We start from the raw sequence: 19398 nt of genomic DNA on the forward strand, positions 1-19398 counted from the left end.
CGTGCCGGCGTCGCGCCCGCTCGGGCCGCGTGCGCAGATCCCGCCAGGTCAGGCGGCGAGCGGGTCGCCGATCAGGCTGTTCAGCAGCTTGATGTCCGCGGCGTGGCCACCGCACGGGTCGCCGTCCCGCAGGCTCGGGGTCTCCACGACCATGGGCACCCCCGCCGTCGTGCGGTGCCGCACCAGCTCCGCGAACGGGCCGGTGCCGTAGGCGCCGGAGCCGATCAGGCCCTCACCGATGGTCGTGTGCCGGTCGCGCTTGGACCCGCAGGTGTCCAGCGAGTCGTTCACGTGCACCAGGCCGAGCCGGCCGGGGCCGACGGTCGCCTCGAGCGCGTCGAGGGTCGCCGACATGCCGCCGGGGACGGCGAGGTCGTGCCCGGCCGCCCAGGCGTGGCAGGTGTCGAAGCACACGCCGACGAGCGGGTGGTGCTCCAGCGCGGCGAAGTACGGGCCCAGGTCCTCGACGGTGGCGGCCAGCGCCTTGCCGCCACCGGCCGTCGGCTCGACCAGCAGCCGCGGCCCGTCGGGGTCGGCGGCCTCGAGCACGGGCAGCAGCTGCTCGTGCAGCTGGCGCAGCGCCGGCTCGTAGCGGTCCTCGCCCACGGCGGACCCGGCGTGCACCACGACGCCCTGGCAGCCCAGCTGCGCCCCGCGCCGGAGGTTGTGCGCGATCGACGCGATCGACTGGCTCACGGTGGCCTCGGTCGGGGAGCCGACGTTGACCAGGAACGGCGTGTGGATGAACGACGGCACTCCGCGCTCGGCGCAGCCGGCGGTGAACAGCGCGTCCTGCTTCGCGTCCCCGTCGGTCAGCTTCCAGCCGCGCGGGTTGCCCACGAACACCTGCACGGCGCGGGCGCCGACGGCGTCGGTGTAGGGCAGGCCGCCCTTGGCGAGGCCGCCCTTGATCTGGATGTGCGCGCCGATCGGCGGCACACCGGGGGGAACGTCCGACACGGGCCTATCCGAAGGAGAGCAGGATCGTCACGGGGGTGCCGCGCTCGACGCTCTCGCCGGCCGCGGGGCTCTGCCGCAGCACCCGGTTGCCGAAGAAACGCGTGGCCTCGACCTCGAGGCCCGCCTGCCGCAGGATCGACTCGGCCTCGTCGCCGCTCCGGCCGACCACGTCGGGCACGGTGACCAGCGGGACACCGGCCGAGACCTGGATGCGCACGGTGCTGCCGTAGGCGACCGGGCCGGCGCCAGGGCCCGGCTCGACCGCCATGACCTCGCCCTCGTCGACCTGGTCGCTGCGCCCGTCCTCGCCGCGCTGGACCACGAAGCCCAGCGCCTCGAGGTTCGACGTCGCCTGCTCCGGGGTCTGCCCGGTGACGTCCGGGACGGCGACCGGCGCCCGGCCCTGGCTCACCACGACCGTCACCACCTGGTCACGCTTGAGCGCGGTGCCGGCCGGCGGGTCGAAGGCGACGACGTGGCCCGCGGGCACCTGGTCGTCGAACGCCTGACCCCGGGTGAGCTGGATGGGCAGGTCGGCCTGCAGGCGCGCTTCCACGTCGTCGACGGGCAGGCCGACGAGCTCGGGCGCCACGGTGTAGCGCTCGAGGCCCTTGGAGACGACGACGCGGACGTCGGTGCCGCGGATGACCTCGCCCGAGGCCGGATCGGTGGAGATCACGACGCCCGCGGGCACCGTCTCGCTCCACTCCTGCACCACCGGGTCGGGGTCGAGGCCGGCGTCCTGCAGCAGGTCGATGGCCGCGCTCTCCTGCTTGCCGGTCAGCGCGGGGACGTCGGTCCAGCGCCCGGAGCCGAGCCACCAGCCGACCGCGCCCACCGTGATCGCCATCAGCAGGACGACGGCGATCAGCAGCCGGGCGCGGCGCCGGCGGACGTGGTCGGGCACGCCGGGGCGCGGCCGGGCCGGGCCGGGACGGCGGCCGTGCACGTCGGTCGTGGGCCCGGCGCCCATCCCGGGCAGCATGCTGGTGCGCCCCGACCGGGCCGCGCGGTCGGGGAGCACCGCGGTGCCGGGGTTGCTCGGGTGGCCGGGACGGGGGCGGGTCGACCGGTTGGTCGGCCGCAGCGTGCCGGGGCCGGCGCTCTGCCCGGTGGGCACCGGGACCGGCTCGATGCCGAGGTCGGTGCGGACGTCGGTGAGCTCGGCGAGGAACGCCCCGGCGTCCAGCGGGCGGCCGGCGGGGTCGCGGCGGGTGGTGCGGGCGACCAGCTCGTCGACCTGCCACGGCAGGCCGGGGACCTCGGCCGAGGGGGCGGGGACGTCGTGGTGCACGTGCTGGTAGGCCACCGCGAGCGGGGTGTCCCCGCCGAAGGGCGGGTGCCCGGTGAGCATCTCGTAGAGCACGATCCCGGCGGCGTAGATGTCGCTGCGCGCGTCGGCGCGGCCGCGCTCGAGCTGCTCGGGGGAGAGGTAGGCGACGGTGCCGATGAGCACCCCGCCGGTCTGGCTGGTCTGCCCGGTGCCGACGACGGCGCGGGCCAGGCCGAAGTCGGCCACCTTGACCACGCCGTCGACGCCGATCAGCACGTTCTCGGGCTTGATGTCCCGGTGCACGATGCCGGCGCGGTGGGCGGCGGTGAGCCCGGCGAGCACGGGCTCGAGGACGGCGAACGCCTCGCCGACGGTGAGCCGCCCGCGGGCGCTGAGCAGGTCGCGCAGCGTCCGGCCGCGCACCAGCTCCATGACGAGGAAGACCAGGCCCTGGTCGCTGCCCTGGTCGCTGACGCCCACGACGTTGGGGTGGCTGAGCATCGCCGCGGCCCGCGCCTCGCGGGTGAACCGGTCGACGAAGGTCGGGTCGTGCGCCAGGTGCTCGGCCATCACCTTGACGGCGACGGTCTTGTGCAGCCGGAGGTCGGTGGCTGCGTAGACGGTCGACATGCCACCCCGTGCCACCCGCTCCTCGAGGCGGTAGCGCCCCTCGAGAACGAGGCCGACCACGGGGTCGGTCACGGCGGTGTCCACACGGCCGAGTGTAGGAGCGCCGAGGGCGCTGGTCGCTCCACGACGCGGCGAAGGGTATCGACGGGGCGCCTGTGACGCATGTAGTCCCTCACGTCGGGGACCCCGTCCTCCTCACCGCCCGCACGGCGGCGGTGAGGAGGACGGGCTCTCTCACGCCAGCTCGAGGCCCGGGTAGAGCGGGTGCGCCGCGAGCAGCTCGGAGGCGGCCGCGCGGGTGCGCTCGGCGACGCCGTCGGCGACCACGTACTTCGCCTGCGAGGCGCGGCCGTCGCGGGTCGCGGTCGGGGTGGTGGCCGAGAGCACGTCGACGATCAGCTCCGCCGTCCGGTCGAACTCGTCGGCGCCGAAGCCGCGGCTGGTGAGCGCCGGGGTGCCCAGCCGGATGCCGGAGGTGTACCAGGCGCCGTTCGGGTCGGCCGGGACGGCGTTGCGGTTGGTGACGATGCCGGCGTCCAGCAGGGCGGACTCCGCCTGGCGGCCGGTGAGCCCGAAGCCGGTGACGTCGACCAGCACCAGGTGGTTGTCGGTGCCGCCGGTGACCAGCCGGGCGCCGCGCGCGGTCAGGCCCTCGGCGAGGCACTGGGCGTTGTCGGCCACCACCTGGGCGTAGCCGGCGAACTCCGGACGCCGGGCCTCGGCGAACGCCACCGCCTTGGCGGCCATGACGTGGGGGAGGGGCCCGCCGAGCACCATCGGGCAGCCCCGGTCGACGGCGTCGGCGAACTCGGGCTGGGCGAGCACGAACCCGCCGCGCGGGCCGCGCAGGGACTTGTGGCTGGTGCTGGTGACGATGTGCGCGTGCGGGACCGGGTCGAAGTCACCGGTCAGCACCTTGCCCGCGACGAGGCCGGCGAAGTGGGCCATGTCGACGACCAGGGTGGCGCCGACCTCGTCGGCGATCTCGCGCATCGCGGCGAAGTCCACCCGCCGCGGGTAGGCGGAGTAGCCGGCGACGAGGACGAGCGGCCGGAACTCGCGGGCCCGGGCGCGGACGGCGGCGTAGTCGAGCAGCCCCGTGGCGGGATCGGTGCCGTAGGACGACTGCTCGAACATCTTGCCGCTGATGTTGGGGCGGAACCCGTGGGTCAGGTGGCCGCCGGCGTCCAGCGACATGCCGAGCATCCGCTGGTCGCCCAGCGCGCGGCGCAGCGTCGCCCAGTCGGCGTCCGTGAGGTCGTTGACGTGCCGGGCGCCGGCCTGCTGCAGCGCGGGCAGCTCGACCCGCTGCGCGAGCACCGCCCAGAACGCGACGAGGTTGGCGTCGATGCCCGAGTGCGGCTGCACGTAGGCGTAGGGCGCGCCGAACAGCTCGCGGGCGTGCTCGGCGGCGAGCGCCTCGACGGTGTCGACGTTCTGGCAGCCGGCGTAGAACCGGTGCCCGACCGTGCCCTCGGCGTACTTGTCGCTAAACCAGTTGCCCATGGTGAGCAGCACGGCCGGGCTGGCGTAGTTCTCGCTGGCGATGAGCTTCAGCGAGCCGCGCTGGTCGGTCAGCTCCTGGCTGATCGCGTCGGCGACCCGCGGCTCGACGGCGCCGATCACCTCGAGGGCGCTGCGGTAGGCGGCCGAGGCGGCCGTGCCGTCGAAGGCGTGGGTGGTGCGGGGGGCGGTGGTCATGGGGGCTCCTGCGCAGGACGACGGATAGGTGCCCAGGCGCACGGCGACGGTGGTGCGGGCCGCTCCCCGGTGGTGGCCCACCTCGACGCGCCAGTCACGGCCCTCCGAGAGGTTATCGCGCCGCCACGACGGTATCGGCGGGCACCGACCGCACGTCGTCCAGCCCGCAGAGGACCATCGTGTGCTCGAGCTCCTCGGCGAGGCCCCCGAGGACCCGCGCCACGCCCTGCTCGCCGCCGGCGGCGAGCCCCCAGACGATGGGCCGGCCGAGGAAGACCGCCGACGCGCCCAGCGCCAGCGCGGTGAGCACGTCCGACCCCGAACGGATGCCGCCGTCGGCGTAGACCTCCACGTCCTCGCCCACGGCGTCGACCACCTCGGGGAGCGCCTGGGCGCTGCTGACCGCGGGGTCGACCTGCCGGCCCCCGTGCGTGGTGACCCACACCGCGGCGGCGCCGGCCTGCACGCAGCGGATGGCGTCGTCGCCCCGGAGCACGCCCTTGACCACCACCGGCAGCCCGGAGAGCTGGCCGAACCGGGCGATCTCGTCGAAGGTCCAGGTGCCGGTGGCCAGGCCGTCCAGGGTCGGCTCCTCGCCCTCCGGGGGCCGGTTGGCCATCCGCACGCCCGCGCGGTGCACGAAGTCGTGCCGCAGGTCGCGGCGGCGGCGCCCCAGCAGCGGGACGTCGACGGTCATGACCAGCGCGCGGTAGCCGGCGTCCCCGGCGCGGCGGGCGAGGTCGTCGGTGTGCCGCTCGGAGTGCAGCCGGTACAGCTGGAACCACTTCGGGCTGCCGGGGTCGACGGCGGCGACCTCCTCCAGGCTGGTGGTCGCGCTGGTGGACACGGTCATCAGGGCACCGCTGGCGGCGGCGCCGCGGGCGGTGGCCAGCTCGCCGTCCGGGTGGGCCATGGCCTGGTAGGCCCAGGGGGCGACGCCGATGGGGGTGCCCACCGGCGCGCCCAGCAGCTCGGTGGCCAGCGAGGCGGTGGTGGTGCCCCGCAGCACCCGGGGCCGGAGCCGCCAGGTGCGCCAGGCCGCCGTCGCCTCGCCCATCGTCGTCTCGGTCTCGGCGCCGCCGGCGTAGTAGTCGTAGACCGGCTCGGGGAGGAGTTCCCGCGAGCGGGCCTCCAGCCGCACCAGGTCGACGAAGGGCGCCTCCTGCCCGGGCTCCTCGGCGATCTCCGCCGCCTGGTCCTGCCCGGCCGGTCCCGGTACCGGGCTGCTCGCTGATCCACCGCTCGCCATAGGCTGACACTCTATGGACACGCTCACCCCCGCGGAGGTCGCCCAGCTGCTGGGCACCTCGCCGAACCGGGTCCGCCAGCTGCTGCGCGACCGGAAGCTGATGGCCGTCCCCGGCAGCGGGAACGGGAAGATCCCGGCCGCGTTCGTGCAGGACGGCGTGATCCTCAAGCACCTGCCCGGCCTGCTGACCGTGCTGAAGGACGGCGGCTTCACCGACGAGGAGGCCTTCGACTGGCTCTTCCGCGAGGACCCGTCCCTGCCCGGTACGCCGGTGCAGGCCCTGCGCGACGACCGGCACACCGAGGTCACCCGCCGGGCCCAGGCGCTGGCGTTCTGAGCCCGGTGCATCCGGGGCCGGTGCGGGAACCGAAGCCCGGGCCGTGGAGCAGCTGACGTACCTGGGCCTGCTGGCCGGCTGCCTGGTGGTGACCGCGCCGCTGGAGCTGGTGCTGGGCGTGCGGGTCTACGCCCGCTGGCGCCGGTTCCTGCTGGCGGCGCTGCCGGAGTTCGCCGTCTTCGTCGTGTGGGTGCTGTACGCGATCGCGCAGGGGCACTGGGACTACAGCGACGAGCTCACCCTCGGCGTCCGCCTGCCGGGCGGCATCCCGCTCGAGGAGGTGCTGTTCTTCCTCGTCGTCCCGCTGTGCTCGGTGCTCGCCCTGGAGGCGGTCCGGAAGGTGACCGGCTGGGACGCCGGCTATCCCGCCGAGGAGGCGGACCGGCGATGAGCTACTCCACGCTCGCCGTGCTCGCCGTCCTCGGCGTGCTCGTCGTCGACCTGGCCGTCTACCGCACGCGGATGGTCACCCGGCCGGTGTTCTGGGTCGCCTACGCGATCATCGTGACCTTCCAGCTGCTGATGAACGGCGTGCTCACCGGGCTGGACGTCGTCACCTACGACCCGGAGACCATCTGGGGGCCGCGCATCGCCTACGCGCCGGTGGAGGACCTGCTCTTCGGGTTCGCCATGGTCACCCTCACCCTGGCCACCTGGGCGGCGGTCAACCGGCGGGCGAACACCGCCAGGCGGCGCGGCTTGGACACCGACACCCGGCGGTCGAGCACCCGGTAGTCGGCGCGCTCGATCTCGGTGAGGATCCCGCCGTAGAGGGCGGTGGCCGCGCGCACGCAGTCGCGGGACTCCGGCGCGAGCATCGGGGTGCCGGGCGCGGCGTCGTCGTACCGGCGCCGGACGACGGCGACCATCTCCCGCATGAGCTCGCGGAAGCCGTCGTCGAACCGCTTCTCGGCCAGCTGCTCCCGGGTCACGCCGTGCGCGGCCATGGCGTCCTCGGGCAGGTAGACCCGGCCGCGGTCGACGTCCTCGGCGACGTCGCGCAGGAAGTTGGTCAGCTGGAACGCCTCGCCGAGCGCGATGGCGTGCGACGCCGCCTCCTCGCGGGCCACGCCGGGCGCGGTGCCCAGCACCGGCAGCACCTGCAGCCCGATCACCGACGCCGAGCCCCACATGTAGCGGTCGAGGGCGGCCATGTCGGGATAGGAGTCGACGTCGAGGTCGCTGGTCATCGCGGCGAGGAAGTCGACGAGGTGCTCGACGGGGATCGCGTAGCGGCGGTAGGTGTGCACCAGGGCCAGCCGCACGGGGTCGTCGGACCAGCCGGTCTCCAGCTCGGTGAGCAGCGCCTTGGACCAGGTCATCAGGTCGCCGGCCGGGTCGGCGCCGGGGTGGTCGACGAAGTCGTCGGCCACCCGGGCGGCGGCGTAGAGGGCGTGCACCGCGGGCCGCCGCTCGGGCGTCAGCAGCCGGGTCGCCAGGTGGTAGCTCTTGCCGTGCTCGGCGGCGATCGCGGCGCAGTGCCGGTAGGCCGCGGCCAGCTGCTCCTGCCGGGCGGCCTGGGTGCCGGGGGGCTGCAGCATCAGCGCCCCACCGGCCCGGTGATCCGCTCGGCCGCCAGCCGGCCGCTGATGAGCACCATCGGCACGCCGACGCCCGGCTGCACCGACGACCCGGCCAGGACCACGTTCTCCGGGCCGCGGCGCGGGAGCGTGGACGGGCGGAAGGGGCCGGTCTGGCCGAAGGTGTGCGCCAGCGCGAACGGCGTCCCGGCCGCCATGCCCTGCGCGGCCCAGGTGGCCGGGGTGTCCATGTGCTCGACCTCGATGGCGCCGGAGACGCCGGTGAGGCCGCGGGCCTCCAGCGTGGCCAGCAGCTCCTGCCGGTAGCGCGGCCCCAGGGTGTCCCAGTCGAGGTGCGGGTTGCCGCCGCTGCGCGGGTCGAGGTTGGGGGTGGGCGCGACGACGCTCACCACCTGCCCGCCGTCGGGGGCCAGCGACCGGTCGCTGCGCGACGGCATGCTGATCAGCAGGCTCGGGTCGCTCATGGGGCGGCCGTCGCGGGTGAGCTCGTCGAACACCCCGCGCCAGGAGTGCCCGAAGCTGATCGTGTGGTGCGCCTGGTCGGGCAGCTCGGCCCGCACCCCGAGGTGCAGCGCGACGCAGGAGGGCGAGTAGACCGGTCGGCGCGGCCCGCGCAGCCCCGGCACCAGCGCGTGCGGCGCGTCGGTGGTGACGACGACGGCATCCGCGGGCAGCCGCTCGCCGCCGTCCAGCACCACCGCGCTGACGCGGTCGCCGCGGGTCTCCAGCTCCTCGACGCCGGCGCCGTAGCGGAAGCACACCCCGGCGTCGGCCGCGGCCCCGGCGAGGGCCCGCGGCACCGCGCCGATCCCGCCGACCGGGTGCCAGACGCCGGCGCCGATGTCGAGCTGGGCGATCACCGCGTAGGCGGCGATGGCGCGGAAGGGGGAGACCCCGGCGTAGAGGGCCTGGAAGCTGAACAGCCGGCGCAGCCGGTCGTCGGCGAAGTACCTGCCTACGTGCGTCGACAGCCGGCCGAACCCGCCGCGGCGGGCCAGCGTGACGAGCTCGGGGCCCAGCAGGTCCAGCGGCGAGTCCAGGTTGCGGTCGATGAACGTCCGGAGCTGCAACCGGTAGAGCTCGGCGAGGTCGACGAGGTAGCGGCGCAGCGCATCGGCCTCCGCCGGCCCGCACAGGGCGGCGACCTCGGCGGCGAACGCCGCCGGGTCGGCGTGCACGTCCAGGTGCGTGCCGTCGGCGAACTGCGCCCGGTAGCTGGTCTCCAGGCGGCGCAGCTCGAGCCGGTCCGCCAGCCGTTCACCGACGGCGGCGAGCGTCTCGGCCACGATCTCGGGCGCGGTGAAGACCGAGGGCCCGGTGTCCAGCGCGTAGCCGTCGCGCTCGATGCGGCCGGCGCGCCCGCCGGGGCCCTCGGCACGCTCGACGACGGTCACCTCGCGGCCGGCGCCGCGCAGGCGCAGCGCGGTGGCCAGCCCCGCGAGCCCCGCCCCGACGACGACGACGCGGTCGGTGCGACCCGGGACGGTGCGGACCATCAGGCGGCGCGCGACGTCGCGGCGACCGCGAGCGCGTCCAGGGCCCGGCGGGCGTCCTCGGCCAGCGGCGACTCGGCGATCGCCTCGCGGGCCCGCGCGGTGCTGAGGGCGATGCGCTCCTCCACCCGGTCGCGGGCGCCGGTGGTGACCAGCAGCTCGCGGAGGGTCTCGAACTCCTCGTGCCCGGCATCGGGGTTGCCGAGCAGGTCGCCGAGCAGCCGGCGCCCGGCGTCGTCGGCCGCCTCCGCGGCCAGCGCCACCAGGAGGGTCTGCTTGCCCTCGCGCAGGTCGTCGTCGGCGGACTTCCCGGTGACCTCCGGGTCGCCGAAGACCCCGAGCAGGTCGTCGCGGAGCTGGAACGCCTCCCCGAGGGGCAGCCCGATGGCGCTGCAGGCCTCGACCGTGGCCGGCCCCGCACCGGCGATGGCGACGCCCAGCTGCAGCGGCCGCTGGACGGTGTACCCCGCGCTCTTGTAGCGGGCGACGGTCAGGGCGCCGTCGGGGCCCGGCAGCCCGCCGGCGGCGCGCAGCAGGTCCAGGTACTGGCCGGCGGTGACCTCGGTCCGCATGGTGTCCCAGACGGCGCGGGCGCGGCCCAGCGCCGCCTCGGAGATGCCCGAGCAGCGCAGCAGCTCGTCGGACCAGACCAGCGCGAGGTCGCCGACGAGGATCGCCGCGCCGACGCCGAAGAGCTCCTGGTCGCCGGTGAAGCCGTGGGTGGTGTGCCGGTCGGCGAACCCGACGTGCGTCGTGGGGCGCCCGCGCCGGGTGCCGGCGGCGTCCATGACGTCGTCGTGCACCAGCGCGCTGGCGTGCACGAACTCCAGGGCGGCGACCGCGCGGAGCACGGCGTCCTCGTCCTCGCCGGCGCCCGGGCCCTGGCCGCGGGCCCCGCGCCAGCCCCAGTAGGCGAAGGAGGGGCGCAGCTTCTTCCCGCCCGCGGCGACGGCGCAGACCTCGTCGACGACGGGGACGAGGCTGGCGTCCATCGCGGCGAGCGTGGCGCGCTGCTGGTCGAGGAAGCCGGTGAGGGCCTCGGCGACCGCGGCGCGCACCCGGTCGAGCTCGGCGACCGACAGGGGCGGGGCGAGGCGGGCGGACTCGCGCTGCTGCGCCCCGGCGATCATTGGTTCAGTATCGCCCGACCCGGTGGGGCGCCGCCCCACCAGCAGGGCGGCCGAGGTGGTCGGCTGCATGGTTCCTCCGTCGCTCGGTCGTCCGGGACAGGACCTCTTCGCCGCGAGTGGGCCCTCCGGATGCAGCCGCGGGACGTCTTCCGGCGGGACGGTTCCGGGGCGCCGCCGGGCCGCCCGTACCCTCGGGTGCCGTGACACCCACCGTCCGCGAGCTCCTGGCCACCGCGCAGCCGACGTGGTCCTTCGAGTTCTTCCCGCCGAAGACCCCGGTGGGGGAGGAGCAGCTCTGGACGGCGCTGCGCGAGCTGGAGCGGCTGCACCCGTCCTTCGTGTCGGTGACCTACGGGGCCGGCGGCTCCACCCGCGAGGGCACCGTGGCGATGACCGAGCGGATCGCGGCGGACACCACGATGACGCCGCTGGCGCACCTGACCGCCGTCGACCACAGCATCGCCGAGCTGCGGCACGTGATCAGCCGGCTGGCCGCGGCGGGGGTCCGCAACATCATGGCGCTGCGCGGCGACCCCCCGGGCGCCGACCCGCAGGCCGAGTGGGTCGCCCACCCCGAGGGCCTGCACTACGCCGCCGAGCTGGTGGAGCTGATCCGCTCGGTGGGCGACTTCTCGGTGGGCGTCGCCGCCTTCCCCGAGCGGCACCCGCGGTCGCCGGACTTCGACACCGACGTCGAGATGTTCGTGGCCAAGTGCCGGGCCGGCGCCGACTTCGCGATCACCCAGATGTTCTTCCGGGCCGAGGACTACCTGCGGATGCGCGACCGCGTCGTGGCGCGCGGCTGCGAGGTGCCGGTCATCGCCGGGGTCATGCCGGTCACCAACGTCCGGCAGATCACCCGGATCGTCCAGCTGTCGGGTCAGGCCTTCCCGGCCGAGCTGGCCGAGCGGTTCGAGGCGCTGGACGGCGACCGCCCCGAGGACAAGGCCGCGGTGCGCGACCTGGGGGTGGAGGTCGCGACCGACCTGTGCCGGCGGCTCCTCGACGAGGGCGTGCCGGGCATCCACTTCATCACCATGAACCGCTCGACCGCGACGCGCGAGGTCTTCGCCAACCTGGCCGGGAGCGCACCCGCGATCCGCTGACGGCGGCGTCTGCCCGGGCGGGCAGCGGGGCATGGAGCCTGCATGGTCGCGCAGGAGGAGCAGGCTGAGCCGTACTCGTGGCTCGTGCGGGCCGGGCGGCGCGCCTGGGCCGCGCTGGGGGTCCTGGTCCTCGTGGCGCTCGGCTACCTGCTGCTGCGCGAGGTCAGCGTCGTCGCCACCCCGCTCGCGATCGCCCTCTTCCCGGCGGCCGTGCTGTGGCCGGTCGCGGCCTGGCTGAAGCGGAAGGGGGTGCCCTCGACCGTCGTCGCCCTCCTTCTCCTCCTCTCGCTGCTCGGGCTGCTGGGGCTGGCCGTCTGGTTCGTGGTGCCGCGCTTCGCCGCCGAGATCCCCGCACTGGCCGACAGCGTCGAGGACGCCCTCAGCGACCTGGCGGAGCTGGTCGCGGACACGCCCTTCTCCCTCCCCTTCGACGTCGGCGACGGTGGGCTTGCCGACATGGCCCAGCAGGCGGCCGGTGCGCTCGGCGGAGGTGGTGGCGACGTCGTCGACCGCGGACTGCAGGTGGCGCGGACGCTCGGCGACGTCGCCACGGCCGTCGTCCTGTTCCTGGTGGCCCTGTTCTTCTACCTGCGCGACGGCGGGCGCATCTGGTCGGGGGTCACCAGCCTGCTGCCCGAGCGCACCCGGGTGCACGTCGACCGCGTGTCCGGGCAGCTGTTCTGGACCCTCGGTGCCTACTTCCGCGGGCAGCTGGTCGTCGCCCTCGTGGACGCCGTGGCGATCGGCATCGGGCTGGTGGTCCTCGGTGTCCCGCTGGCCCTGCCGCTCGCGGTGCTGATCTTCCTGGGCGGCTTCTTCCCCATCGTGGGGGCGTTCGTCTCGGGCCTGCTGGCGGTCCTCGTCGCGCTGGCCGACCAGGGGCTCACGACGGCGCTCCTGGTGCTCGCCCTCGTCGTCGTGGTGCAGCAGGCCGAGGGCAACCTGCTCGAGCCGCTGATCCTGAGCCCCGTCCTGCGGCTCCACCCGTTCCTGATCATCCTCGCGGTCACCGTCGGCGGCGTGACCTACGGCGTGCTGGGCGCCTTCCTGGCCGTGCCCATCGCCGCCTGCGCGGGCCGCGTCGTGGACTACCTGCGCGGTCGGGACCCCGCCGCCGGCCCGGGCTGGGGGGACGGGGGCAGGGTGGTCGGGGAGGAGGACGAGCGAGCCCGGGACGGTGCGGAGCCGGTGGCTGCCCGGACCGGTGACGAGGGCTGACCCAGGTCGTTCCGGGGGAGCGTCACGGCTGCCGAGCGCCCTCGAGCAGGTCGGCGGCGCGGGCGGCCGCGCGGCGCAGCCCCTCGCGCTCGGAGGCGTACCCGCCGACGACCCCGACGACCGGCAGGTTGGACACCGCGCGGGCGAAGAACTTCCCCTTCGGCCGGGCGTCCAGGGCGTCGTCGATGCGGCTCAGCAGCCGGGCGGCCCGCCACAGCGTGCGGACCACGCCCTTCGCCCCGCGGCGCTCGTCCCGCGGGCCGAGCGCGCCCTCCACGTAGGTGCCCTTGGTCCGGGTGAGCAGCGGCTCCACCTGCTCGGCGGACAGCTCCCGGCGGAGCAGCACCCGGGCCAGCAGCGACACCCGCTCGGCCGGGGCCTCCACGCCGTGCTCGCCGGCCACGCCGAGGACGACGAGGGACTGCACCGCGGTACCGACCGTGTTCTGCAGGGGGAGCAGGTCGGCGAGCTTGCCCGCGAAGCGGGGCACCGCCGAGACCCCGGCCGCGACCCGGGACACGCGGTCGGCCCACCACTCGTCGCGCTGCCCGCGCGGCAGCTCCGGGGGGCGCCCCAGCCGGGTCGCCAGGGGGGTGAGCAGCCGGTCCAGCCGGCGGAGGACGTCGACGACCACGGCGTCGCTGATGGGAGCAGCCATGGGGCGGCCATGCCCCGGCGGGAGGGGTGCCACGCGCGCTGTTGCCGGGAAGGTGCCGGTCACGGCCCTACCCTGCGTCGGTGATCACCGGAGCCACCGTGCTCGCCTGCGCCCTGCTCGCCGGCCTCGCCGCCTTCCAGGTGGCCCTCGCCGCGGGGCGTCCCTGGGGGCGGTTCGCGTGGGGCGGGCAGCACGAGGTGCTGCCCACGGGCCTGCGCGTCGGCAGCGCGGTCTCCGTCGTCCTCTACGCCCTCTTCGCCGTCGTGATCCTGCAGGCGGCCGGGCTCGTGACGGCGGTGCCCGCGGCGGTGGGCGACGTCGGCATCCGGGTGCTGACCGGGTACTTCGCGGTCGGCATCCTGCTCAACGGCATCTCGCGCAGCCGGTCGGAGCGCGTCGTCATGACCCCGCTGGTGCTGGTGCTGGCCGCCTGCTGCCTGGTCGTCGCACGGGCGTAGCCCGGCCTCGCTGTGAGACTCCTGTGGGGCATCCCGGCGTGCCGCGGGGCCGGGAGCCGCGGGCTACCGTGGCCGCCATGGCGTCCGGACCGCGGGCGGCGGCTCCGCGCTGGGCCGTCGTGGGGGTGGTCGTCGCGGTCCTCGTCGCGCTCCCGGCGCTCGTCGGTGCGCTGCCGGTGGCCGACCCGCCGGTGCCCGCGGCCGAGCTGCGTGCGGCGGTCCTCGCCTCCGACGACGTCACCTACTCCGGGTACGCCGAGTCCGCCGGCGGGCTGGCCCTGCCGGTGACCCGCCAGCTCGACTCCGTCGCCGACCTGTTCAGCGACCGCACCGAGATGCGGGTGTGGTGGCGCGGCCCCGAGGACCACCGGGTCGACGTGATCACCGCGGCCGGCGAGACGGGCGTCCACCGCGACGCACGCGGCACCTGGACGTGGCAGTACGAGGCCGCCTCCGCGACCCGCGCGGCGGCCACACCGTTCGCCCTCCCGGCGCCCCCGGACCTGCTGCCCTCCACGCTGGGCCGGCGGCTGCTCTCCGAGGCCACCGACGGGGAGCTGACCCGCATCGGCGCCCGGCGGATCGCCGGCCGCGACGCCCTCGGGCTGCGCGCAACCCCCGCGGAGCCGGCTTCCGCGGTGCGCCACGTGGACGTGTGGGTGGACCGGGTCAGCGGCCTGCCGGTGCAGGTGGTCGTCCTCGGCGAGACGTCGGAGGTGCCGGCGCTGGACACCCGGTTCCTGGACCTGGAGCTCGGGGTCCCGGACGCCGCCACGACCGCCTTCACCCCTCCACCCGACGCCGCCGTGCGTTCGGCGGACCAGGCCGAGATCGTGCTGGAGGCCGGGCGGCGCCTGGGACCGTTCCGCCTCCCTCCCACGCTGGCCGGCCTGCCGCGCCGGACGCTCGACGGCGCCCCGACCGGCATCGGGCTCTACGGGCGCGGGGCCACCCTGCTCGCCGTCGCCCCCGTGCCGCGCCGGCTGGCGGACGGCCTGCGCCGAACGCTGGCGCAGAGCCCGGACGCCGTCACCGATGCCACGAGCACCCGGATCGCGGCCGGGCCGATCGGGCTCATGCTCGTCGACCCGCAGGACGCGGAACCGTACGTGCTCACCGGGACGGTCACCCTCGACGCGCTGGTGGAGGCCGCCGGGGAGCTCCCGGTGCTGGGGCGGCAGCGGTGAGCACGGTCATCGCCACCCGCGGGCTGGCCAAGCAGTTCGGGCGGGTCCGCGCGGTCGACGGCATCGACCTGGACGTGCGCGAGGGCGACGTCTACGGCTTCCTGGGGGCCAACGGCTCGGGCAAGACGACGACCGTCCGCATGCTGCTGGGGCTCGTCCTGCCCACCCGCGGGGAGATCGACCTGCTCGGCGAGCGGATGCCGCGCGCAGGCCGCCGCGTGCTGCCCCGGGTGGGCGCGCTCATCGAGGCGCCGGCTGCGTACGGGCACCTGTCCGGCCGGGAGAACCTCGCGCTGCTGGACGCCGCGGGCCCCGGCGGGGCGCGCCGCGACCGCCGCCGGCGCGTCGCCGAGGTGCTCGACCAGGTCGGGCTGGGCGGCGTCGGACGCCGGCCGGTGAAGGCCTACTCCCTCGGCATGCGGCAGCGCCTGGGCCTGGCCGGGGCGCTGCTGCGCCGTCCCGAGCTCCTGGTCCTCGACGAGCCCACCAACGGGCTGGACCCGCAGGGCATCTCCGAGATCCGGGAGCTGCTCCTGGACCTGCACCGCGGCGGGACGACGGTCTTCCTCTCCAGCCACCTGCTGGCCGAGGTCGAGCAGCTGTGCACCCGCGTCGGGGTGCTGGACCGCGGCCGCCTGGTGCTGCAGGACGACCTGGCCACCCTGACCGCCCCGACCGGCGCCACCGTGGTGCGCACGCCCACCCCCGAGCAGGTGCGGGCGGTCCTCGACGGCCGGGTCGCCGCCGTCGACGGCGAGCGGGTGGTGGTGCGCGGCGGCGACCCCGCCGAGGTGAACGCGCTGCTCGTCCGCGCCGGGATCCCGGTCACCGGCCTCGCCGCCGACCGCCCGACGCTCGAGGAGGTGGTGCTGGCGGCCGCGGCCACCAGCGCCGACCGGGTGGAGCGGACGCCGTGATCGCCGTCGAGCTGCGCAAGCTGTTCCGCCGGCCCCGCACCTGGGCGATCATCGCCGTCCTCAACGCGCTGCCGGTGCTGGTCGCGGTGCTGCTCGTGCTCACCGACCTGGCCCCCCGGCCGGGCGAGGGCCCGCCGTTCCTCTCCGCCGTCCTGACCAACGGCGCGCTGTACCCCCTGGCCGCGCTCGCCATCGTGCTGCCGCTGTTCCTGCCCATCGCGGTGGCGGTGGTCGCCGGCGACTCGGTCGCGGGCGAGGCGCAGGCGGGCACGCTGCGCTACCTGCTGGCCCGGCCGGCCGGGCGGACCCGGCTGCTGGTGGCCAAGCTCGTCGCCGTCCTGGCCTTCGTGCTGGTCACCGTCGTCGTGGTCGCGGCCCTGGGCTACCTCGTCGGGACGACGCTGTTCGAGGCCGTGCCGGGGGCCGGGACGTCGGTCTCCGGGACGTCGCTGACGGTCGAGGAGCTCGCCGTCCGCACGGTGATGGCGGTCGGCTACGTCGCGGTGTCGATGCTGGGTGTCGCCGCCTTCGCGCTGTTCTTCTCGACGCTCACCGACTCACCGCTGGGCGCGACGATGGGCGCCCTGGCGGTGCTCGTCACGTCGTCGCTGCTGTTCACCCTGGACGCCGCCTCGCCGATCGCGCCGTACCTGCCGACGCGCTACTGGCTGGCGTTCGTCGACCTCTTCCGCGACCCGATCCTCTGGCGCGACATCACCCGGGGGCTCGCGCTGCAGGCCGTCTACGTGGGCGTGCTGCTGGCCGCGGCGTGGGCGAACTTCACGACCAAGGACGTCACGAGCTAGCCGCTGAGGCGGGCGCAGTCGGCGGCGTCGAGGGGGACCGGCTCACCGGCGGTCAGCTGCTCGAGGACGATCCCCTGCACGAGCGGGTCGCCGGGCAGCTGGCCGTGCCCGACCCGGCTGTCCGCGCACACCGACTGCACGGGGAGGTTGAGCGCGCCTTCGAGCCGGGCGGAGTCAGGCGGGGTGACCGTCCGGTCGAGCGTCGTCCAGACCGACACCCAGCCCACCCCGCCCGGCGTCTCGTCGCCCGCGTTCAGCCGGGCGAGGACCGGGCTGTCGGTGGCCAGCTGCCGGCACCCCTCCGGGCAGGAGGCCGGTGCGATCTGGCCGGCCAGGTCCGCGAGGCCGGTCCCGTGGTGCGGCGAGCCGATCGTCACCACCCGGCGGGCCACCTCCGCGCCGCCGTCGGCGACCCACAGCCGCGCGATGACCCCGCCGGCCGAGTAGCCGACGACGTCCACGCTCTCCTCGCCGGTGCGCTCCAGCGCCGCGCGGGCGGCGTCGTCGAGCGCCGCGGCCGCCTGGCCGAGGTCGCCGGTGCCGTCGCCGGGCAGCGGGACCACGGTGGCGTCACGGCCCGCGGACTCCAGCCGGTCGGCCAGCGTCCGCAGGGCGCCCGTGCCTCCGCCGTACCCGGGCACCAGCAGCACCGGGCCGGGCCGCGCCGTCGGGCCCGGGCCCTGGACGTCCGCGCCGCGGGTGGCCAGCAGCACGCCGAGGGCCACGAACGCGGCGGTGACGAGGGCGAGCACCGCGACGACGAGACGGCGGCGGGCGGGGGAGAGACCGGCGAGCACTCACCTACTGTCCCTGGTGGAGGCGCCGGCGTCACCGGACGGCGCCCGGTCGCGGGAGGGGGCGGCGTGCTGAGCCGGGAGGAGTACCTCGAGGCCTGGTCCCGCTGGCACGGCGGCGCCGACACGCAGGCACCGCTGGTGCGGGCCTGGCTGTCGCTGGCGCACGGGCTCGCCCGGCCGCTGGCGGCGCTGCCCCCGGTCGTCGCCACCGCCGCCGGGGTGGTCGTCGCGGCCGCGGCGGTCCCCCCGGCTGCCGCGGGCGGCGCCTGGCTGCTGCTGGCCGGGGGGCTGGTAGGGCTCTCCGGGCTGCTCGACAGCCTCGACGGCGCGCTGGCGATCGGCACGGGGCGGGCATCCCAGCGCGGCTTCGTCCTCGACTCCGTGGTGGACCGGCTGACCGAGGTCGCGTACGCCGCGGCGCTCTGGGTGGCCGGGGCGCCGGGCTGGCTCGCCGTCGCCTTCGGCGCGCTCTGCTGGCTGCCCGACTACCTGCGGGCGCGCGCGGGGCAGGCCGGCGTGCACCGGACCGGCCCGATCTCGCTGTGGGAACGGCCCACCCGGGTCGCGATGGCGGCCCTCACGCTCTGCGGCGCGGGGGTGGTCAGCGGCCTGGAGGTCGCGGGGGTGGACGCCGCGGTGCTCTCGGTCACCGCCGGCGCCGCCGCCGGGGTCCTGCTGGGCGCCGTCGGCACCCTGCAGCTGGCCCGGTGGCTCGGCGCCGAGCTGGCCGGTCCGGGCCAGGGGGAGCCCCCGCCGGAGGGGTGACCCCGGTCTGGACGGCGGGTCGGGCGTGCGGGCCCTAGGGTGTGCGGTGCCCGACCCCCGCCGTTCGTCTCCCGTTCCCCGCCCGGTGCTCCCCGCGGCGCAGCGGCCCGAGGCAGCCCGACCCGGAGGAGTGCCTCCCGTGCCCGTCGTCGTCACCGGCTCCATCGCCACCGACCACCTGATGACCTTCCCCGGTCGCTTCACCGAGCAGTTCGTCGAAGGCCAGATGGAGAACGTCTCCCTCTCCTTCCTCGTCGACGACCTGGTCCAGCACCGCGGGGGCGCGGGCGCCAACATGGCCTACGGGCTGGGCCTGCTCGGCCTGGCGCCGGTGCTGGTGGGGGCGGTCGGGAGCGACTTCGCCGACTACGAGGCCTGGCTCTCGCGCCACGGTGTCGACACCGGCAGCGTGCACTGGTCGGAGCTCAAGCACACCGCCCGCTTCGTCTGCACGACCGACGAGGCGAACAACCAGATCGCGTCGTTCTATTCGGGGGCGATGTCCGAGGCCGCGCAGATCGAGCTGGCGCCGGTCGTCGACCGGGTGGGCAGCCCCGACCTCGTCGTCGTCGGGCCGAACGACCCCACCGCGATGGTGCGGCACACGCAGGAGTGCCGGCAGCGCGGGTACGCCTTCGCCGCCGACCCCAGCCAGCAGCTGGCCTGGGCCGACGGCGAGATGATCCGCGAGCTCGTGCACGGGGCGGAGGTGCTCTTCACCAACGAGTACGAGTCGGCGCTGCTGCTGCAGAAGACCGGCTGGACGGCCGACGAGGTGCTCGCCCGGGTGGGCACGTGGGTGACCACGCGCGCCGCGGACGGCGTCCTGGTGCGGCGGGAGGGCGAGGAGCCGCTGTCGGTGATCGCGGTGCCCGAGACCAAGCCCGTCGAGCCGACCGGCGGTGGTGACGCGCTGCGCGCCGGGTTCATCGCCGGGCGGACCTGGGGCCTGGGGCTGGAGCGGTCGACCCAGCTGGGCTCCGCCGTCGCCACCGCGGCGGTGGAGGTCATCGGCACCCAGGAGTACGACCTGCCGCGGGAGAGCTTCCTCGAGCGGTTCGCCGAGGCGTTCGGGGCCGAGGCCGCCGAGGAGATCGCCGCCCACCTCCCCGCGTGAGGCCCGCTGGGATCAGGTGACCTGATCATCGAGGGTCCTCCCTCACCTCCTGCGC

At 75.8% G+C, this 19398-nt stretch carries 19 protein-coding genes, 1 pseudogene and 1 riboswitch; of the genes and pseudogenes, 11 read left to right on the forward strand and 9 right to left on the reverse strand.

The annotated features are described in order from the left end of the window. Window positions 1-48 precede the first annotated feature (48 nt). The 4 genes from ACI792_RS06180 to ACI792_RS06195 all read right to left on the reverse strand — a co-directional run bounded on the left by ACI792_RS06180 (window position 49) and on the right by ACI792_RS06195 (window position 5813). Window positions 49-960, reverse strand: a complete 912-nt coding sequence (locus tag ACI792_RS06180) for a deoxyribonuclease IV (protein WP_456601825.1) — start codon at window positions 958-960, stop codon at window positions 49-51. 4 nt (window positions 961-964) lie between these two features. Beyond that, window positions 965-2947 carry a Stk1 family PASTA domain-containing Ser/Thr kinase gene (gene pknB, locus ACI792_RS06185; RefSeq protein ID WP_456580937.1) on the reverse strand — a complete coding sequence of 661 codons (1983 nt, stop codon included), beginning with the start codon at window positions 2945-2947 and terminating at the stop codon, window positions 965-967. Between the two features lie 150 nt (window positions 2948-3097). Beyond that, window positions 3098-4564 (reverse strand): glycine hydroxymethyltransferase, encoded by a 1467-nt coding sequence (locus ACI792_RS06190; RefSeq protein WP_456601826.1) that lies wholly within the window; start codon window positions 4562-4564, stop codon window positions 3098-3100. Window positions 4565-4587: 23 nt separating this feature from the next. Then, window positions 4588-4672: riboswitch (ZMP/ZTP riboswitch) on the reverse strand. 4 nt (window positions 4673-4676) lie between these two features. Then, a complete protein-coding gene (locus ACI792_RS06195; RefSeq protein WP_456601827.1) occupies window positions 4677-5813 on the reverse strand; it encodes an alpha-hydroxy acid oxidase in 1137 nt (378 codons plus the stop codon). 13 nt (window positions 5814-5826) lie between these two features. Here ACI792_RS06195 and ACI792_RS06200 point away from each other — a divergent pair, with 13 nt between their 5' ends. The 3 genes and pseudogenes from ACI792_RS06200 to ACI792_RS06210 all read left to right on the forward strand — a co-directional run. Further along, the gene (locus tag ACI792_RS06200) at window positions 5827-6150 is read left to right on the forward strand and encodes an Rv2175c family DNA-binding protein (protein ID WP_456601828.1); all 324 of its coding nucleotides are present in this window, start codon (window positions 5827-5829) and stop codon (window positions 6148-6150) included. 43 nt (window positions 6151-6193) lie between these two features. After that, entirely contained in the window at window positions 6194-6541 is a 348-nt protein-coding gene (locus ACI792_RS06205) for a lycopene cyclase domain-containing protein (protein ID WP_456580933.1), read from the forward strand. After that, window positions 6538-6747 (forward strand): annotated as a pseudogene (locus ACI792_RS06210) (lycopene cyclase domain-containing protein); the annotation flags it as partial. The gene ACI792_RS06205 and the pseudogene ACI792_RS06210, both read left to right, overlap by 4 nt. Here the strand turns inward: ACI792_RS06210 and ACI792_RS06215 are convergent. Genes ACI792_RS06215 through ACI792_RS06225 form a run of 3 tightly spaced genes read right to left on the reverse strand, consistent with a single transcriptional unit; the run spans window position 6744 to window position 10383 of the window. Further along, window positions 6744-7691 (reverse strand): phytoene/squalene synthase family protein, encoded by a 948-nt coding sequence (locus ACI792_RS06215; protein ID WP_456601829.1) that lies wholly within the window; start codon window positions 7689-7691, stop codon window positions 6744-6746. The pseudogene ACI792_RS06210 and the gene ACI792_RS06215 sit on opposite strands and share 4 nt — an antisense overlap. After that, window positions 7691-9187 (reverse strand): phytoene desaturase family protein, encoded by a 1497-nt coding sequence (gene crtI / locus ACI792_RS06220; protein WP_456601830.1) that lies wholly within the window; start codon window positions 9185-9187, stop codon window positions 7691-7693. The genes ACI792_RS06215 and crtI overlap by 1 nt, the downstream gene beginning before the upstream one ends. Next, on the reverse strand, window positions 9187-10383 hold the full coding sequence (locus ACI792_RS06225) for a polyprenyl synthetase family protein (RefSeq protein ID WP_456601831.1): 1197 nt from the start codon (window positions 10381-10383) through the stop codon (window positions 9187-9189). The genes crtI and ACI792_RS06225 overlap by 1 nt, the downstream gene beginning before the upstream one ends. A gap of 131 nt (window positions 10384-10514) precedes the next feature. On the opposite strand from ACI792_RS06225, the gene metF reads away from it, so the two are divergent. Continuing rightward, window positions 10515-11420, forward strand: coding sequence for a methylenetetrahydrofolate reductase [NAD(P)H] (gene metF / locus ACI792_RS06230; protein ID WP_456601832.1), 906 nt, complete (start codon window positions 10515-10517; stop codon window positions 11418-11420). A gap of 42 nt (window positions 11421-11462) precedes the next feature. Beyond that, entirely contained in the window at window positions 11463-12638 is a 1176-nt protein-coding gene (locus tag ACI792_RS06235) for an AI-2E family transporter (RefSeq protein WP_456601833.1), read from the forward strand. Window positions 12639-12660: 22 nt separating this feature from the next. Here ACI792_RS06235 and ACI792_RS06240 read toward each other — a convergent pair whose 3' ends face one another. Next, entirely contained in the window at window positions 12661-13296 is a 636-nt protein-coding gene (locus ACI792_RS06240) for a hypothetical protein (protein ID WP_456601834.1), read from the reverse strand. An 80-nt stretch (window positions 13297-13376) separates the two neighbouring features. On the opposite strand from ACI792_RS06240, the gene ACI792_RS06245 reads away from it, so the two are divergent. The 4 genes from ACI792_RS06245 (at window position 13377) to ACI792_RS06260 (ending at window position 16664) form a co-directional block, all read left to right on the forward strand. Further along, entirely contained in the window at window positions 13377-13754 is a 378-nt protein-coding gene (locus tag ACI792_RS06245; RefSeq protein ID WP_456601835.1) for a hypothetical protein, read from the forward strand. Between the two features lie 77 nt (window positions 13755-13831). After that, a complete protein-coding gene (locus ACI792_RS06250; protein WP_456601836.1) occupies window positions 13832-14941 on the forward strand; it encodes a transcriptional regulator in 1110 nt (369 codons plus the stop codon). Further along, entirely contained in the window at window positions 14938-15858 is a 921-nt protein-coding gene (locus ACI792_RS06255) for an ABC transporter ATP-binding protein (protein WP_456601837.1), read from the forward strand. Before ACI792_RS06250 ends, ACI792_RS06255 begins: the two co-directional genes overlap by 4 nt. Beyond that, window positions 15855-16664: an ABC transporter permease gene (locus ACI792_RS06260; RefSeq protein WP_456601838.1), complete on the forward strand. Its 810-nt coding sequence runs from the start codon at window positions 15855-15857 to the stop codon at window positions 16662-16664. Before ACI792_RS06255 ends, ACI792_RS06260 begins: the two co-directional genes overlap by 4 nt. Here ACI792_RS06260 and ACI792_RS06265 read toward each other — a convergent pair. After that, on the reverse strand, window positions 16661-17461 hold the full coding sequence (locus ACI792_RS06265) for a lipase family alpha/beta hydrolase (protein ID WP_456601839.1): 801 nt from the start codon (window positions 17459-17461) through the stop codon (window positions 16661-16663). The genes ACI792_RS06260 and ACI792_RS06265 overlap by 4 nt on opposite strands. Before the next feature lie 66 nt (window positions 17462-17527). On the opposite strand from ACI792_RS06265, the gene ACI792_RS06270 reads away from it, so the two are divergent. Both ACI792_RS06270 and ACI792_RS06275 read left to right on the forward strand, forming a co-directional pair. After that, entirely contained in the window at window positions 17528-18226 is a 699-nt protein-coding gene (locus ACI792_RS06270) for a CDP-alcohol phosphatidyltransferase family protein (protein WP_456601840.1), read from the forward strand. A gap of 139 nt (window positions 18227-18365) precedes the next feature. Further along, entirely contained in the window at window positions 18366-19343 is a 978-nt protein-coding gene (locus ACI792_RS06275; RefSeq protein ID WP_456601841.1) for a carbohydrate kinase family protein, read from the forward strand. Window positions 19344-19398: the final 55 nt, after the last annotated feature.

It is taken from the genome of Blastococcus sp. SYSU DS0669, assembly GCF_054050895.1.